General features: G+C 71.7%; 16 protein-coding genes and 2 tRNA genes. 13 read left to right on the top strand and 5 right to left on the bottom strand.

Features of this window, described 5'->3' with window-relative positions; genetic code table 11:
* Nucleotides 1-115: 115 nt before the first annotated feature.
* On the top strand, nucleotides 116-682 hold the full coding sequence (locus JK361_RS10330) for an SCO2584 family spore wall biosynthesis protein (protein ID WP_443732160.1): 567 nt from the start codon (nucleotides 116-118) through the stop codon (nucleotides 680-682).
* Between the two features lie 88 nt (nucleotides 683-770).
* Nucleotides 771-1,841 carry an SCO2583 family membrane protein gene (locus JK361_RS10325; protein ID WP_201815430.1) on the top strand — a complete coding sequence of 357 codons (1,071 nt, stop codon included), beginning with the start codon at nucleotides 771-773 and terminating at the stop codon, nucleotides 1,839-1,841.
* A gap of 84 nt (nucleotides 1,842-1,925) precedes the next feature.
* On the opposite strand, the gene JK361_RS10320 is transcribed toward JK361_RS10325, so the two are convergent.
* Nucleotides 1,926-3,005, bottom strand: a complete 1,080-nt coding sequence (locus JK361_RS10320; protein WP_201815429.1) for a M48 family metallopeptidase — start codon at nucleotides 3,003-3,005, stop codon at nucleotides 1,926-1,928.
* Nucleotides 3,006-3,107: 102 nt separating this feature from the next.
* Here JK361_RS10320 and JK361_RS10315 point away from each other — a divergent pair, with 102 nt between their 5' ends.
* From JK361_RS10315 to JK361_RS10285, 7 genes are all read left to right on the top strand, one after another.
* Entirely contained in the window at nucleotides 3,108-3,272 is a 165-nt protein-coding gene (locus JK361_RS10315) for a hypothetical protein (RefSeq protein ID WP_201815428.1), read from the top strand.
* 167 nt (nucleotides 3,273-3,439) lie between these two features.
* On the top strand, nucleotides 3,440-3,604 hold the full coding sequence (locus tag JK361_RS10310) for a hypothetical protein (RefSeq protein ID WP_201815427.1): 165 nt from the start codon (nucleotides 3,440-3,442) through the stop codon (nucleotides 3,602-3,604).
* 56 nt (nucleotides 3,605-3,660) lie between these two features.
* A complete protein-coding gene (gene nadD, locus JK361_RS10305; protein ID WP_201815426.1) occupies nucleotides 3,661-4,347 on the top strand; it encodes a nicotinate-nucleotide adenylyltransferase in 687 nt (228 codons plus the stop codon).
* Nucleotides 4,348-4,363: 16 nt separating this feature from the next.
* Nucleotides 4,364-6,214 carry a LytR C-terminal domain-containing protein gene (locus JK361_RS10300; protein ID WP_201815425.1) on the top strand — a complete coding sequence of 617 codons (1,851 nt, stop codon included), beginning with the start codon at nucleotides 4,364-4,366 and terminating at the stop codon, nucleotides 6,212-6,214.
* Between the two features lie 124 nt (nucleotides 6,215-6,338).
* Entirely contained in the window at nucleotides 6,339-6,782 is a 444-nt protein-coding gene (gene rsfS / locus JK361_RS10295) for a ribosome silencing factor (RefSeq protein WP_201815424.1), read from the top strand.
* Nucleotides 6,782-7,450 (top strand): histidine phosphatase family protein, encoded by a 669-nt coding sequence (locus JK361_RS10290; RefSeq protein ID WP_201815423.1) that lies wholly within the window; start codon nucleotides 6,782-6,784, stop codon nucleotides 7,448-7,450. The genes rsfS and JK361_RS10290 overlap by 1 nt, the downstream gene beginning before the upstream one ends.
* A gap of 120 nt (nucleotides 7,451-7,570) precedes the next feature.
* Nucleotides 7,571-7,643, top strand: a tRNA-Ala gene (locus JK361_RS10285).
* Nucleotides 7,644-7,722: 79 nt separating this feature from the next.
* Here the strand turns inward: JK361_RS10285 and JK361_RS10280 are convergent.
* Nucleotides 7,723-8,616: a helix-turn-helix transcriptional regulator gene (locus JK361_RS10280; protein ID WP_201815422.1), complete on the bottom strand. Its 894-nt coding sequence runs from the start codon at nucleotides 8,614-8,616 to the stop codon at nucleotides 7,723-7,725.
* 293 nt (nucleotides 8,617-8,909) lie between these two features.
* Between JK361_RS10280 and JK361_RS10275 the strand changes: the two genes are divergently transcribed.
* From JK361_RS10275 to JK361_RS10265, 3 genes are all read left to right on the top strand, one after another.
* Nucleotides 8,910-10,274 carry an MFS transporter gene (locus JK361_RS10275; RefSeq protein WP_268983139.1) on the top strand — a complete coding sequence of 455 codons (1,365 nt, stop codon included), beginning with the start codon at nucleotides 8,910-8,912 and terminating at the stop codon, nucleotides 10,272-10,274.
* Between the two features lie 69 nt (nucleotides 10,275-10,343).
* The gene (locus JK361_RS10270; RefSeq protein ID WP_116151156.1) at nucleotides 10,344-10,517 is read left to right on the top strand and encodes a hypothetical protein; all 174 of its coding nucleotides are present in this window, start codon (nucleotides 10,344-10,346) and stop codon (nucleotides 10,515-10,517) included.
* 3 nt (nucleotides 10,518-10,520) lie between these two features.
* The gene (locus tag JK361_RS10265; RefSeq protein ID WP_030653820.1) at nucleotides 10,521-10,754 is read left to right on the top strand and encodes a hypothetical protein; all 234 of its coding nucleotides are present in this window, start codon (nucleotides 10,521-10,523) and stop codon (nucleotides 10,752-10,754) included.
* Here the strand turns inward: JK361_RS10265 and JK361_RS10260 are convergent.
* Complete coding sequence (locus JK361_RS10260; protein WP_201815420.1) at nucleotides 10,723-11,955, bottom strand: glycosyltransferase 87 family protein; 1,233 nt, start codon at nucleotides 11,953-11,955, stop codon at nucleotides 10,723-10,725. The genes JK361_RS10265 and JK361_RS10260 overlap by 32 nt on opposite strands.
* Before the next feature lie 114 nt (nucleotides 11,956-12,069).
* Here JK361_RS10260 and JK361_RS10255 point away from each other — a divergent pair.
* A tRNA-Ala gene (locus JK361_RS10255) sits at nucleotides 12,070-12,142 on the top strand.
* 117 nt (nucleotides 12,143-12,259) lie between these two features.
* On the opposite strand, the gene JK361_RS10250 is transcribed toward JK361_RS10255, so the two are convergent.
* Complete coding sequence (locus JK361_RS10250) at nucleotides 12,260-13,870, bottom strand: NADH-quinone oxidoreductase subunit NuoF family protein (RefSeq protein WP_201815419.1); 1,611 nt, start codon at nucleotides 13,868-13,870, stop codon at nucleotides 12,260-12,262.
* Nucleotides 13,867-15,150, bottom strand: coding sequence for a cytochrome b/b6 domain-containing protein (locus JK361_RS10245; protein WP_201815418.1), 1,284 nt, complete (start codon nucleotides 15,148-15,150; stop codon nucleotides 13,867-13,869). The genes JK361_RS10250 and JK361_RS10245 overlap by 4 nt, the downstream gene beginning before the upstream one ends.
* Nucleotides 15,151-15,504: the final 354 nt, after the last annotated feature.

The raw sequence follows: 15,504 nt of genomic DNA, 5'->3' as shown, positions 1-15,504 counted from the left end.
CCCGGCGCAGGGGCCACCGTGCCCGGCGCGGGCGCACGGCCGAAAGGCGTCTCACCAGGCAGACGAATTTCCATACCGTCTGCCCAAATTGACCCCCCAGGTCTACTCTGGACCCGTGCCGGAGGACGTGGGGGGCACGCCGTTCTCTGACGGCTGGGAGCCCGACGACGACCACGACCGCGGGGTGTCGGACGAAGAGTTCGCCTCCGTGGTCTTCGACGAGGCCTTCGTGCGGGCGGCCACGGTCCACGAGCCGACCGCCGTCGAACGCCTCCTGGCGGCCGCCCAGGCCAGAGCCGAGGCATCCGAGGCGGAGGCCCGCCGGGCCCACGCCCGGGGCGAGCGCTACGACGACGGCTACGGCCCCCAGGGCGCCGCATTCGGCCAAGATCACGACGATGACGAGCTGGACGACACCTACGTCCTGGGCGACGGCCCTTACGGCCCCTACGGCAAGCAGGTCCGCTGGCACCGCCCCGTGGCCTGGGTCCTCGCCGTCGTGATGGGCATCGGCATGGTCGCCCTGGCCTTCGCCGCCGTCTACCGGGGAGGCTCCTCGGGCACCCGGGACCGGGTTCCCGCTCCCGCCTCGACCGGCCTCGGACAGGGCAGCGCGACCGCTCCCGCCGCCTCCGCCGAACACTCCCAGCCGGCCGTCTCGGCCATCCCGCACTCTCCCTGAGCACCCCGCCCGAACTTGGTGAGAACCTGTCAGAACTTGTCGTGTGACGGGGCGTTTACCCGGGGCTCCGGAGACCTACCCTGAAGGTATGGGCGGGCCTGGAGACCCACCGGAGGGGACACCCGAGGGCGGCCCCGGCGGTGCGGAGGACGAATACCGATCCGTCGTCTTCGACGAGTCGTTCGTCCGCGCTGCCCGCCTCCAGGAATTCTCCGCCGAAGAGCGGATGGCCGACCACGCGCCCGCCGTCCGCCGCCGCCCGCCCCTGCACCGCGGACTCACCCGGCAGGCCCTGATCCTGGTCATGCTGATCGCCGTCGCCTTCGGCACCGCGATCTACATGGGCATCCGCCACCCCTACAGCTCCCCGCAGGCCCGCCGGCCGGTGGAGCCCCTGCGGATGACGGTCATCCCGCTCGCCCCGCAGGGCAAGGTGCCCGGCGCGGCCGACGCCGGGCGCCTGTACGCGCACAGCCTCGCCGCCCCGTTCGCCGTCGGCGCCGAGGGCATACCCCTGCCGGCCTCGCGCAGCACCGCCCACTTCTCCGACAGCCAGGTGGTGGCCGCCCTCACCAGCGTCAAGGACTACATCGTCCGCTCCTCGCTCTACCCGGACGTCATCACCGGCCACGAGGCGCGCGCCGCCCGATCCATGATCGACTCGGAGCAGCTCGCCCAGTTCGACCAGAGCTTCGACCACCCGGCGGCGGACGGCCGGCACGCGGCCACCGGCTGGGTCGTCCGCATCGACCCCGCCCGGGCCCGGCTGTCCGACGACGGGATCCGCGTCTCGGGCAGCCTCCAGGCCGTGGAGGCCGACTCGGCGACGCTGGAGGTCTCCGCCGACCACACCTTCGTCTACGCCCTGCGCCCCACCGGCGCCGCCTCCGACGCCCCCGCCTCCCTCTTCACCGTCCGCCGCGAGCTGACCTTCCGCTTCGACCACGACGACCTGCGCACCCACCAGCTCCAGCTGGTCACGTCCTACGTCCAGGCGGGCCCCCTCGCCTGCGCCGAGGACTCCACGGCCTACCTCCGCCCCCTCCTGGCCGGCCAGAGCGCCGGGCCCGGCGGCCCCGCGGGCACCAACCCCTACGACATGGACGGTGCCACGGCCCTGTGCGGAACGCTGTCCACCAAGGCACAGCCGACGCTCTGACCGGTGCGAGGGGGCGCCGCCCGGCGGAGACGGGCGGCGGTCCGCCGGCGCGCGGCGGGAGCCCGTCCGGGACGGGCGCGGCGCCTACTTCTCGTCCCCGCCCGGGGCGTCTCCCTGGGCCGGCGGCGCGCTCCGGAAGCCGTCGAAGCCCCGCCGGACCCGGCCGCCCAGATCGCCCGCGCCGCCGGCGAGATCCGTGACCAGCTTCATCAGCGGGTCCTTGGAGTCCTTCACATCGCTCGCGTAGCTGGCCGCCGACTCACGGAAGGAGTCGCTGACGGAGGTGTCCTTGTCCTCGCTGCGCCGCGGGTAGTGGCCGTCCATGATCCGCTGGAAGTCCCGGGACTCCGCCCACTTCTTCAGTTCGGCGGCCCGCACCGTGGTGAACGGGTGCGAGCGGGGCAGCACGTTCAGGATCTTCAGCACGGAGTCGCGCAGATCGCCGCCGGAGTCGTACTCCTCCGCCTGCTCCAGGAACGCGTCCACGTTCATCTCGTGCAGATGGTTGCCGCCCGCTATCTTCATCAGGCCCCGCATCGAGGCCTTGACGTCCTGACCCACCAGCAGGCCGGCCCGGTCGGCGGACAGCTCCGACTTGCGGAACCACTCCCGCAGCGCCGTGACGATCGCCATGATCGCGAGGTTGCCCAGCGGGATCCAGGCGACCCTCAGGGCGAGGCTCGTCAGGAACAGCAGGATCGTGCGGTACACCGAGTGCCCGGACAGCGCGTGCCCGACCTCGTGTCCGACGACCGCCCGCATCTCCTCCTCGTCGAGCAGCTCCACCAGCCCCGTGCTGACCACGATGATCGGCTCGTCCAGGCCGATGCACATCGCGTTCGGCTGCGGGTCCTGCGTCACGTACATCGGCGGGACCTTCTCCAGGTCCAGGATGTAACAGGCGTCCCGCAGCATGTCGTGCAGGTGCGAGAACTGCCGCTCGGACACCCGCACCGAGTCGGACAGGAACAGCAGCCGCAGACTCCGCTCCGGCAGCAGCCCGCTCAGCGCCTTGAAGACGGTGTCGAACCCGCTGAGCTTGCGCAGCGCGACCAGGGCCGAGCGGTCCGCCGGGTGCTCGTAGGCCCGCGAGGAGATCCCCGGGAAGCGCCTGCGCTGCCTGCTCGGCACGCGCTCCGTGTGCTGGTGGCCGTCGTCGGACATGTCTTCCCCCAAGTGCGTGTAAGTGCCACTGTGCCCCCGAGGCGGGGCCCAGCCTAGGCGGAGATACCGTGGACGGGCAGTACACCCGAAGGAGTCCCCGCCATGGAGCACCACCCCGCAGCCGCCCGGCTGACCGAGGCCGCCGCAAGCGCCGTCCAGCAGCACGGGACCGGAAATCTGCTGCGCATCGTCCTGATCGTGATGGTCCTCGGCTGTGTACTGACCGCATGGTTCCTGCTGCGCGGCTACAAGCGGAAGGACGACTGACGACCGGCGGAAGTTCCCTGCTTCCCGGCGGCGCACGAACCCGCCGCGGGGTGTCCGGCCGGCGCCCTCCGGCCCCGACGGCGGAGTCGGCGTGATCGCCGCGGTGCCGCCCGCTTACGATGAGCCGACATCTTTATCCCGCCCACACGCGATAGGTCCTGCCGAAGATGAGCTTCCAGAGCACCGCAGCCCAGTTGGTCACCCTCGCCGCCGAGGGCGAGCCGCACGGCGGAAACCACGAGAGCCTCAACCCGGCCGTCACCGGCGGCAGCGCCCTGATCATCCTGCTCCTGCTGCTGTGGATCACCACCCGCTTCAACCGCGACCGCTGAGCGGGGACCCCGTCCCCGGCCGGACGTCCGAGACCGGGCCGGTAGGGTCTGCACGCATGGGAGAGCAGGACATGCCTACCGGTCCGGCGCACGAGACGGCCGACGACACGGCGAAGCACCCGCAGCACGGACCGGGCAACGGCCCCGCCCACACGGGCAAGCGGCGCCTGGGCGTCATGGGCGGAACCTTCGACCCGATCCACCACGGGCACCTGGTGGCGGCCAGCGAGGTCGCCGCGCAGTTCCACCTGGACGAGGTGGTGTTCGTTCCCACCGGCCAGCCGTGGCAGAAGTCCCACCGCGCGGTCTCCCCGGCCGAGGACCGCTACCTGATGACGGTCATCGCGACCGCCGAGAACCCGCAGTTCTCCGTCAGCCGCATCGACATCGACCGCGGCGGCCCGACGTACACCGTCGACACCCTGCGTGACCTGCGCGCCCTCAACCCCGACACCGACCTCTTCTTCATCACCGGTGCCGACGCCCTCGCCCAGCTGCTGACCTGGCGCGACTCGGCGGAACTCTTCTCCCTCGCGCACTTCGTCGGCGTCACCCGCCCCGGCCACCACCTGACCAACCCGGGGCTGCCGGAAGGCGGCGTCTCGCTCGTGGAGGTGCCGGCGCTCGCCATCTCCTCCACGGACTGCCGTGCGAGAGTCGCCAAGAAGGACCCCATCTGGTACATGGTGCCGGACGGAGTCGTGCGCTATATCGACAAGCGCGAGCTGTACCGCGGCGAGTGAGCCGAGAGGGGCACCGGTGAACGACCGATACGACGCGGGGTACGGAGACGGCCCGTACGAGCTCGTCGGCTACGACGAGTACGGCCAACCCGTGTACCGGCAGGTTCCGGCACAACAGGCTTCACAGGCACCGCAGGCCCGGCAGACGGCCTACGACCCGTACGCCCAGCAGCAGGACTACGGCTACGACCCGTACGCCACCGGCCGGCAGCCGGAGTCCTCCTACGGTTCGGACCGGCAGCCGCCCGCCTACGACCCCTACGGCTCCCCGGGCCCGTACGACCCGTACGCCACCGGCACCCAGGACGGCACGGGCTACGACCCCTACGGGCAGACGGCGGACAGCGGCCGGCAGCCGCGGATCGCCGAGCAGACCGCCTACATCCCGCAGCAGGCCGGCCCCGCGGAGTACCCGCGGACCCCGCAGGAGACCGGCCCCGCCCCGGCCGAACCGGACCACCGCGGCGCCCCGGCCGGACCGGACCACCGTCGCGCGCCGGCCGGACCGGACCACGGCACCGCCCCGGCCGAACCGGACCACGGCGCCAGGCCGGGCGAACCGGGCTACGGCACCGCGTCGAACGAACCGGACTACCGCACCGAGCAGTTCGCGTTCGTCGAGGAGCCCGACGGCGACTCCGAGGACGTCATCGACTGGCTGAAGTTCACCGAGAACCGCACCGAGCGCCGCGAGGAGGCCCGCCGCCGCGCCCGCAGCCGGCTGATCGCCCTCCTCGTCGTCCTCGCCCTCGTCGCGGTCGGCGGTGTCGGCTACCTCTGGTTCGCCGGAAAGCTGCCCGGCCTGTCCTCCTCCGACGGCAAGAACGGCACCGCGACACCCGTCGCCGCCCAGAAACGCGACGTGCTCGTCGTCCACCTGCACAACACCGCCAAGGGCGGCACCTCCACGGCGCTGCTGGTCGACAACACCACCACCAAGCAGGGCACCACCGTCCTGCTGCCCAACTCCCTGGCCCTGACCGGGGACGACGGCTCCACCACGACCCTCGCCAAATCCGTGGACGGCGACGGCACCTCCGGCACCCGGGACCAGCTCGACACGGTCCTCGGCACCAGCATCCAGGGCACCTGGCGGCTCGACACCCCCTACCTGCAGAACCTCGTCGACCTCGTCGGCAACATCGAGCTGGACACCGACGCCGACGTGCCCGACCCGGACGCCAAGAAGAAGGGCACCGCGCCGCTCGTCCACAAGGGCCGGGGCCAGACCCTCAGCGGCAAGATGGCCGTCGCCTACGCCACCTACCGCGCCGCCGGCGAGGCCCCGAACGCCCAGCTGGAGCGGTTCGGCCAGGTCATGCAGGGCGTGCTGCGCAAGCTGTCCTCCGACCCGTCGTCCGCCACCACCACCGTGCAGACGCTCGCGCAGATCCTGGACCCGCCGCTCACCGACAAGGACCTCGGCGCCTTCCTCGCCAAGCTCGCCGATCTCGCCAAGAGCGGCGACTACAGGACCGCCCTGCTGCCCGTGCAGTCCGACGGCACGCTGAGCGCGCAGACCAGCGACAGCGTGGTGAAGGACATCCTCGGCGGCACCGCCAAGAGCCCCGACGCCGGCTCCGCGGTCCGGGTCTCCGTCCAGAACGCCACCGGTGTGAAGGACGACACGGAGAAGGCCCGCGTCGTGCTCCTCAACGGCGGCTTCACCTTCCTGGAGGGCGGCAGCGCCGCCGGTACCGAGGCCACCTCGAAGGTGATCTACGCGGACGCCGCCGACAAGGCGAACGCCTCCGAGGTCGCCAAGACCCTCGGCCTGCCGGCCGGCTCCGTGACCAAGGGCAAGGTCTCCTCGGGCGCCGACGTCTCGGTGGTCCTCGGCGGCGACTACAAACCGTCCTCGTCCTGACCGCCGGCCGCCTCCCCCCGGGGAGCGCGGCCGGGGCACCCCACGTGCTGCCGTAATCACGTGGGGTGCGGCGGGCGGTCCGTGAGACCCTTGAGGTCAAAGACCGCCGACGGAAAGCCATGTAGTGACCGCCACCGACCGTTCCCTTGAGCTCATCCACACCGCCGCCCAGGCTGCTGCCGACAAGCTCGCCCACGATGTGATCGCGTACGACGTGAGCGACGTCCTGTCGATCACGGACGCCTTCCTCCTCGCGTCCGCGCCGAACGACCGCCAGGTCAAGGCCATCGTCGACGAGATCGAGGAGCGCCTGCAGAAGGAACTCGGCGTCAAGCCGGTCCGCCGCGAGGGCGACCGCGAGTCCCGCTGGGTGCTGCTCGACTACGTCGACATCGTCGTCCACGTCCAGCACAGCGAGGAGCGCGTCTTCTACGCCCTGGAGCGGCTGTGGAAGGACTGCCCCGAGCTGGACCTGCCCGCCGACGCCAAGGCCACCCGAGGCAAGGCCGAGGAGCACGCCAAGCTTCAGGCCGCCGCGGCCGACCAGGAGCCGGGCGGGGAGTGGTGATGAGCACGACCGGTGAGGTGTCCGACCGCAAGGGCCGGGGCCGCCGCATCATCCTGTGGCGGCACGGCCAGACCTCGTGGAACGTGGAGCGCCGCTTCCAGGGCACCACGGACGTCGAGCTGACCGAGACCGGTATCGGCCAGGCCCGCCGTGCCGCCCGGCTGCTCGCGTCCCTGAGGCCCGACGCGATCGTCTCCTCGGACCTGCAGCGCGCCGCTGACACGGCCGCCGAGCTGGCCGTCCTCACCGGCCTCGACATCACCCGCGAGGAGGGCCTGCGCGAGACCTACGCGGGTGTCTGGCAGGGGCTGACGCACGAGGAGATCATCGCCCGCCACGGCGAGCAGTACGCCGCCTGGAAGCGCGGCGAGGCCGTCCGCCGCGGCGGCGGCGAGCTGGAGACCGAGGTCGCCGACCGGGCCGCCCCCGTCGTGCTGCGGCACGCCGAGAAGCTGCCCGAGGACGGCACCCTGGTCATCGTCAGTCACGGCGGCACCATCCGCACCACCATCGGCCGGCTCCTCGGCCTGGAGGCCCGGCACTGGGAGAGCCTCGGCGGCCTCTCCAACTGCTGCTGGTCCGTGCTCGGCGAAGGCGCCCGCGGCTGGCGCCTGCTGGAGCACAACGCGGGCACCCTGCCGGAGCCCGTCCTCGGCGACGACGACTGACCCGTCCCGAGGCCCCCCGACCCCGGATTTCACTTTCCGGCAGGTCACAGGCTAAAGTTCTTCTTGTTCGCCCCGCCGAGCGGGGCGAGACAAGACACGCGGTTCCACCGCGTGGCGCCAGGGGCTATAGCTCAGTTGGTAGAGCGCCTGCATGGCATGCAGGAGGTCAGGAGTTCAATTCTCCTTAGCTCCACTGATCGACACTCTGTCGAGTTGTCAAAGATCGGTGATGAAGATCCCGTCCCCCGCGAGGGGGCCGGGATTTTCTGCTTTCAGCGGCGGACCGTCTCCCCGGCCCCCTCCGTCTCGCGCACCGGCAGCCCCAGCCACTCCCTCCGCTGCCGCAGCAACGCGATCTTCGTCCGTGCCTCCTCGTCGTCCGGGCTGTAGGCCACGATCCGGCACTCCGGCATCCCGTCGATCGACAGCGACTGCGAGGTCATCCGCAGCTCGCCCACGGCCGCGTGACGGAAGGTCTTCACCCGGGGCCCCGGAGGCACCACCTCACCGCTGGCCCACAGCTCCGCGAACCAGGGGCTCGCCGCCGACAGCCCGCGTATGTACTCCTCCCAGGTGGGCTCGCCCACATGTCTGCCGTAGGAGGATCGCAGGGTCGCCACCATCAGCGGCAGCTCCTCCTCCCGGTTCACCAGCGGACAGATCCCCTCCGGCAGCGTGAACAGCGTCCACAGCACGTTCGGCAGGCCGGTGTCCGGAGCCTCGGGCACCAGGAACAGGTCCCGGTAGGCCGCGTTGTTCGCCAGGACGTCGTACCGCGAGTTGTAGACCACCGCCAGCAGCGGGTCGAGGGCGTCGACGATGCCCTGCACCTGCGGGCTGATCTTCCGGATCAGGCCCTCGGGATCCGCCTGGAAGGGCACCTCCGCCAGCCGGTACAGGTGTTCACGCTCCGGCGGGTCGAGCCGCAGCGTGCGCGCGACCGCGTCCAGCACCTGCGGCGAGGCGTTGATCGGCCGGCCCTGCTCCAGCCACGTGTACCAGGTCACGCCCACACCCGAGAGCTGCGCGACCTCCTCCCGGCGCAGTCCGGGCGTGCGCCGCCGCAGGCCCGGCGGCATCCCCACGTCGGCCGGTGTGACCCGGGCCCGCCTGCCGCGCAGAAAGGCGGCCAGCTCCGGCCTGCGCCGCTGTGTCCTCGTCCCCATCGTCAACCCCCGTCGTCCCCGTCTCCATCGTCGGCGTCCGGTCCCGCCCCTGCCAGGTGCTGGCAGTACCAGCATCGACGGGCACTCGGCACCGGTACCGGTCCGTCGTCACGCTCGACGGCATGACGACGACATCCCGGCGCGGGCCGGGCACCGAGCCGGCCCCGAAACCTGCGACCAGTGAACCACCCACCACTGACAGTGACGCACCGGCCGCTCGTTCAGCCGCTCCGTCCGTCACACACAGTGAAGCACCCGCCACCGACAATCGGTCCCGCCTGCTGCTCGCCGTGCTGCTGGCCGCCCTGTTCATGGCCGCCCTCGACGTCTTCATCGTGAATGTCGCGGCCCCCGCGATCGGCTCCGACCTGCACGCCTCCGGCGCCGACCTCCAGCTCGTGATCGCCGGCTACACCATCACCTACTCCGTCCTGCTGATCACGGGAGCCCGGCTCGGCGACCGGCTCGGTCACGGCCGGGTCCACCTCGCCGGACTGGTCCTGTTCACCGTGGCCTCGCTCGCCTGCGGGCTGGCGCAAGGGTCGACCGAGCTGATCGTGTTCCGGCTGGTGCAGGGCGCGGGCTCGGCGCTGATGATCCCGCAGGTGCTCAGCCTCATCCAGCGCTCCTTCACCGGAGAGGCCCGGGCGCGGGCGCTCGGCGCCTACTCGGCGGTCCTGGCCGTCGGCGCCGCGGCCGGCCAGGTCGTCGGCGGCACGCTGGTCAGCGCCGACCTGTTCGGCGCCGGCTGGCGGCCGGTGTTCCTGGTCAACGTGCCGGTGGGCGCCGTGCTGCTCGTGCTGGGCCCGCGGGTCCTGCCGCTGGGCGGTGCGGGCGGGCGGGAGCGGACCCGGGCACTGGACCTGCCCGGACTGGTATTGCTCGGTGCCGCCGTGTCGCTGCTGACCGTGCCGCTGGTGCTCGGGCAGGAGGAGGACTGGCCGCTGTGGTCCTGGCTGTCGCTGGCGGGTGCCGCGGTGCTGTTCACCGTGTTCTGCGGCTACCAGGCCCGGCTGGCCCGGCGGGGCGGCGCCCCGCTCATCACGCCCCGGGTGCTGCGGCACCCGGGCGTCGGCGGGGCCGTGTTCCGGATCCTCGCCGTGATGTCGGTCAACGCCGGCTTCCTCTTCGCGCTGACCCTGCACATCCAGGGCGGCCTCGGCTACAGCGCCCTGCGGGCCGGGCTCAGCTTCGGGCCGACCGCCGTCGTCTTCGGCGCGGTCAGCCTCACCTGGCGGAAGTGGCCGGCCGCCTGGCAGCGGGCCCTCGCTCCGGCCGGGTTCACGCTCACCGCGGTGTCCGTCGCCGTCGTGGGACTCGCCCTCCACGGCGGCGGCGACGGGGGAGCGGTGCTGTACGCGGGGTACGCGGGCACGGGTGCCGGGCTGGCGCTCGCCTTCAGTCCGACGCTCACCGGGGCGCTGGCCACCGTGCGGCCCGAGGACGCGGCGGACGCCAGCGGCCTGCTGGCGACGGTCGCGCAACTCGGCCAGCTGATCGGTGTGGCGTCTTTCGGCACACTGTTCCTGAACCGGCTTGAGTCGTTCGGCCCGCTGCGGCCGTATACCTCCGCGGAGGCGTTCTCCGTATGCGCCTGGGCCCTGGCCGGAACCGCTGCGGTGGGAGCCGTGTCCGGACTGGTACTGAGGCGTCGCTGACCGTATTGGCCCGGTCGTGGCAGAATCAAACGGCCGGAAGGGGGCGCGGCCCGACGGGAGGGAGTAGCGATGCCTGCGAGCATCCTTGAGGAGGGCGGCCACCTCCTCGGTGCGGCGTTGATACGGGACACGACCACCCGGCTGAGCTGCCCTTCCTGCGGTTCCGCGCATGTGGCGCAAGTTCTCGGCGACAATGGCGGAATCTCCTACGTGTGCACGGCCTGCGGCCACAGCTGGAGCTGATCAATGGGTGCACACAGGCGAAAGTGCGACTGGTGCGGGAGCGGAACGCCGATCGTCCGTGACATGGAGCCGATCAATCCCGATTACCAGTACTGGTGCGAGGAATGCGCGCGGGCGCTGATCATAAAAGGCGACCCGATCGAGACGTACCGCGAACTGGAGGGCGAGCCGATCTACGGCCGGCTCCTGGAGGAGCACTGCACGCTCAAGAGGTTCTACCAGTTCGTGACGGCTTGACGCGGACCACGTCCGGTGCGGGCGTCGGCAACGATGTCCGGGCCAGCGCGAGGAAAAGCCCGCCGATCCCTCCATAGGCGGCCGACAGGAGCAAGTCCGCGCCCGCCAGGCGCAGTTCGGGCCGGCCGGTCCCGTGCGGCACCCACCAGGGGACGTACGAGCAGAAGACCAGCAGGGCGCCGAGGGCGGCCGCCCGGTGTCCGCGCGACCACAGCAGCAGCACCAGCGGCACGCACCACACCCAGTGGTGGGTCCACGACACCGGGCTGATCAGCAGCGCGGTGACCGCACAGGCGCACACCGCCCAGGCCCGCCGCTCCCGCAACTCCGCCCGCACGGCCACCGCGAGGCCCAAGGCGGCCACCCCGGCCGTGCAGACGGCCCAGAGGGCCCCCGGGTCGGGCGTGTGCAGAAACCGGGCCAGGATGCCGCGCAGGGCCTGGTTGGCGGTGTCCTCGGCCCGCCCGACCCGGCTCGCGCGAAAGACCATGCCCGTCCAGAACCGCCAGGAGTCGTACGGCAGGACGGCCGCCGCCAGCACAGTCGCCCCGGCGAACACGACGGCCGCCCCGCGCGCGTGCCGCAGCCACGGTTCGCCGCCCCCGCCCCCACGGCGGTCCGCGAGGCCGGTGGCGAGCAGGAACATCGGGAACAGCGCGGGCGTCAGCTTGACCGCCGTGGCCAGCCCGAGACCCACCCCCGACCAGCGGTCGTACCCGCCGGCGGGGCGGCGGGTCAGGTCCCACAGCACCAGGACGGCCAGCAGCAGGTTGATCTGGCCGTAGCGCAGGGTCGTCCACACCGGCTCGCACCACACGGCCGGCGCCGCGACCCAGAAGACGGTCTCCACGCGCGCGTGGCCGACGAGTTTCAGCGACAGCCGTACGAGCATCACCAGCAGCGCGAGATTGCCGGCCGTCGCCAGCGTGCGCAGCAGCGCGGGGTTAGGCAGGGACAGCGGGGCGAACAGCAGGGCCGCGAACGGCGGGTAGGTGGTCGGCAGGTGCGCCGCCGTCGCACGCAGGGCGTACAGGTCGCCGCCGGCGCGCACGGCGGCGCCCTCGGCCCGGTAGACCATCAGGTCGATCATCGACACGTGCGCGGCCTGCTGAGCTGCCCAGAACGCCGTGAACGACACGAGGCACACCCCGAGGGCGACCGCGATCCGGCGGTGGGCTGCGGGCGGCGCGATCATGGTCATGAAGCCGACATTAGCGGCCGTATCGGTTCGAAGCCGAAACCGATTTGGTGCTACGTCCTCGGGCCTGTAATGTTTACGACGTCGCCGGGGGAACCGGGCGAAACAACAAAACAAGGGGCTATAGCTCAGTTGGTAGAGCGCCTGCATGGCATGCAGGAGGTCAGGAGTTCAATTCTCCTTAGCTCCACAGAAATCGAAGGCGGATCATCCCGATGGATGGTCCGCCTTCGGCGTGTTGTGAAGGAAGACGTGGGGAACGAAGGGGCGGGTCACCCGAGCCGGGTGGCCCGCCCTCCGCGTGGGCTCAGCGGCCGAGCGCGCGCCTCCCGCGCCCCTGGGAGAGGACCGGCAGGTTGCGCGACGGCGCCTGCCCGCGCGTGTCCTCCTCGAGGCGCAGGGCGAGCGCCGGGCAGCGGCGCACCGCGCGCAGCGCCTTCGCCTCCGCGTAGCGCGGCACCTGGGCCTGGGCGACGGTCGGGAAGCCGTCGGCGCCGAGCTCGAACACCTCCGGAAGGATGTCCGCGCACAGTCCGTGGCCCCGGCACAGCGTCCAGTCGACGTAGATCTTCTGGCGGCTGGCGCCGGTCTCCGCGGGCTCACCGCCACCGGGGATGCCCGTGGGCGCCTTGCCGTCCTCGAAGAGCGGCAGAACGCCCTCCACGGGCCGTCCGCAGCCGTTCCCGAGGACATGGGCGGCCAGATCGTCGGTGAACGCCTTGATGGTCGACTCCAGGAACATCGCCGAGCCGTCCGGGTGCGAACAGGCACCGCGCCGCTTCACGTTCTTCGCGACCTGCTTCAGCGCCTCCAGGGCGGCCGGCCCGCCGCCGTTCAGGATGTCCTCCATCCCGCGCGCGGCGGCGGGCAGTCCGAGGTAGCAGGGCCCGCACTGGCCGGCGCTCTCCTCGGCCAGCCACTGCGCCACCCGCAGCGACTCGCCCAGCGGGCACGTGTCCTGGCTGATCGGCAGGATGGCGCCCGCGCCGAGCGAACCGCCCACGGCGTCGAGCGAGTTGCGGGAGACGATCGCCTCGTTGACGGTCGCCGCGTCGATCCACTTGCCGTGGTAGCCGCCGGTCAGCACGCCCTGCGGCACCGGCGGGGCGCCGGCCAGCTGGAGCACGTAGCGCAGCGGCACACCCGTGGGCACCTCGATCACCATCGGGCGGGCGACGGCGCCGGACACGGTGAGCATCACGGTGCCCGGTTCGTCGTACAGCCCCGTGTTGCCGTACCGCTCGGGGCCGATGCGGGCGGCGATGGCCAGCTGCGCGAACGTCTCCGCGTTCGACAGCAGGGTCGGCGCGCCGCCGACCCCGCTCTGCGAGGCACTGATCTTGCGGCCGGGCGGGACCGCCGGGCCGCCGTCGATCGAGCGGATCAGCGAGGCGGCGGCACCGGTGACCATGCGCACCGGATTGCGCTGCACCCACGCGCGCAGCGCCGATCTACGGCTGTTGCTCAGCCCGCGTTCGGCGAGCGCGGCCTCCATGGAGCGCTGCGTGGACTCCCGGGTGACGCCGATGACCAGGGTGCGCGCGCCGAGCGCCTCGGCGCACAGCAGCGCGCCGTCCAGGATGAGGTGCGGGGCCCGGTTGATCAGCACCGTGTCCTTGCGGCATGCCGGTTCGTCCTCGCTGCCGTTGACCACGACGACCGGCCGCACCCCGCGCTTGATCGCGGACTCGGCGACCGAGCGCAGCTTCTTGTGGAAGGGGAAGCCGGCGCCGCCGCGGCCCTTGAGGTTGATGGCTTCGGCGAGCTGGGCGAGCTGCTCGCCGCCCAGCGGGTCGAGCGGCCCGTGCACCTTCAGGTGCATCGGCAGATCGAGCCGCTCCACAAGGTCGAAGCCCGACGTGAGCTGGGGAAGTCCGACCACGCGGACTTCTGGGACGTCGGGCAGGGCCTCGTTCACTTAAAGCCTCCGGAAGGCATGTTCCAAGGTTCGCCCGAACCCGGCGCCTCGTAGGAGGAGCCGGGCAGCGTTTCGGTGGCGGGACCGCTGTTGAACGTGTCACTCGCGTTGTACGTGCCGTAGAAGCCGTTTGTCTCACGGGTGTCGTACACGTCACTTCCGCCATATCCGGCGGCGCCCGGATTGCCATAGGCGGGGATGTTGTATCCGGTGTCCTGGAGCGGGTCGTACGCGGACGGCGGTGCCTCGCCGACCGGGGGCGGGGACGGGACCGGCCAGCTGCCCGAGGTGCTGGAGGGGCCGTCCATGCGCGGGATGGCCTCCGTGGGCTGGAGATCCAGCGGCAGGTCCATGCGGGCCGTCTGGTCGCCTCCGAACGACTGCTGCGGGCGGCCCGGCGTGTTCACCGCGCGGTAGGCCGCCGCGAAGCCGGAGGCCGGCTCGGGGGCCGGGGCGACCGGGGTCTGGTAGAGCGGGGAAGCCGCCGTTCCGGCGGCCGTCGCCCTCGGCTCCCGCCGGCCCCCGAAGCCGGCCGGCGCCGACTCGGCCACCCGGGAGCGGCTGGCGTCCAGATCGTCGAGCACGGCCCGCTCGGAGCTGCCGAACAGGGCCACCAGCCGGTCGGCGACCTTGCGCTTGACCGGACGCGGCGCGGCGCGCAGCGCGAGGGCCCCCATCACGCCGAGCAGGGAGAGGCTGTAGAGGATCACGAAGATCGGTTTCGCCGTGCGACCCGCGTAGAGGCCGTGCAGCAGCGCCGCGCACCAGGCCGGATAGGCCAGCATGTGCATGGCCCGCCAGCGGGCGGCCACCGGGGCGGGCGTGGCGAAGTTGCTGCGCAGGGCACCGGTGACCCCCACGAAGATCATCAGCAGGCCCGCCAGCGAGCCCAGGCCGATCAGGCCGCCGATGCCGGAGACGCCGAGCGAGAACGGGATGACCGCGGCGATCAGCTCGGTGTGGCCGAGCGCGATCTTCGTGGTGATGTGCAGCAGCAGGAACGCGATCGAGGCGACCGCGGTCGTCCGGTGCACCGCCTGGCCCACGATCCGCTGGCGTGTGTTCAGGAAGATCCGGTCCTGGGCGAACAGGCCCCAGATCACCGAGCAGCTCAGCGAGACGAGGGACAGCACGCCCGCGCCGAAGTTCAGGAAGTCGCGGAACTGGTTGCCTCCGACCAGCACGACGACGGGTATGAGCAGCAGGACGACAGCCGATGCCACCCCATAGGCCGAGCGGCCGGGTTTGGGGAGCGAGCTGGTACTACGACGAGGGTTCATGGGGGCACTCCGAGCAGTTCCGGGAAAGCGGTCCCGCTGCCGCACTCTAAGTGGCGTCATACCGATCAGTACGAGGGTTTGCGTTATTGCGTTGTTATCAACGCACAATCTGATTGCGGCGTGTCCCTTAGGGGACGGTACGCGAAGTAATTACTGACCTCTGTTCAGTTCCGGGCGGGCTTCATGACATGTCCATCAGGGATACGGAAGCGCGTCGCGGCTTGCTCAAGGGCTGCGGTACCCTAGCGCCATGCGTGCCGTACGCCTTCTGCTTAGCGGGCCGCGCTGATCAGTACCGACCCCGGTCAGACCGTGAGGTCGGCATCGGCGCGGCGTCCCCTCCTGTGCGAGGGG

This window comes from Streptomyces musisoli (assembly GCF_016741855.1).
GTDB lineage: Bacteria > Actinomycetota > Actinomycetes > Streptomycetales > Streptomycetaceae > Streptomyces > Streptomyces musisoli.
This window is presented reverse-complemented; position numbering and strand designations above follow the sequence as displayed.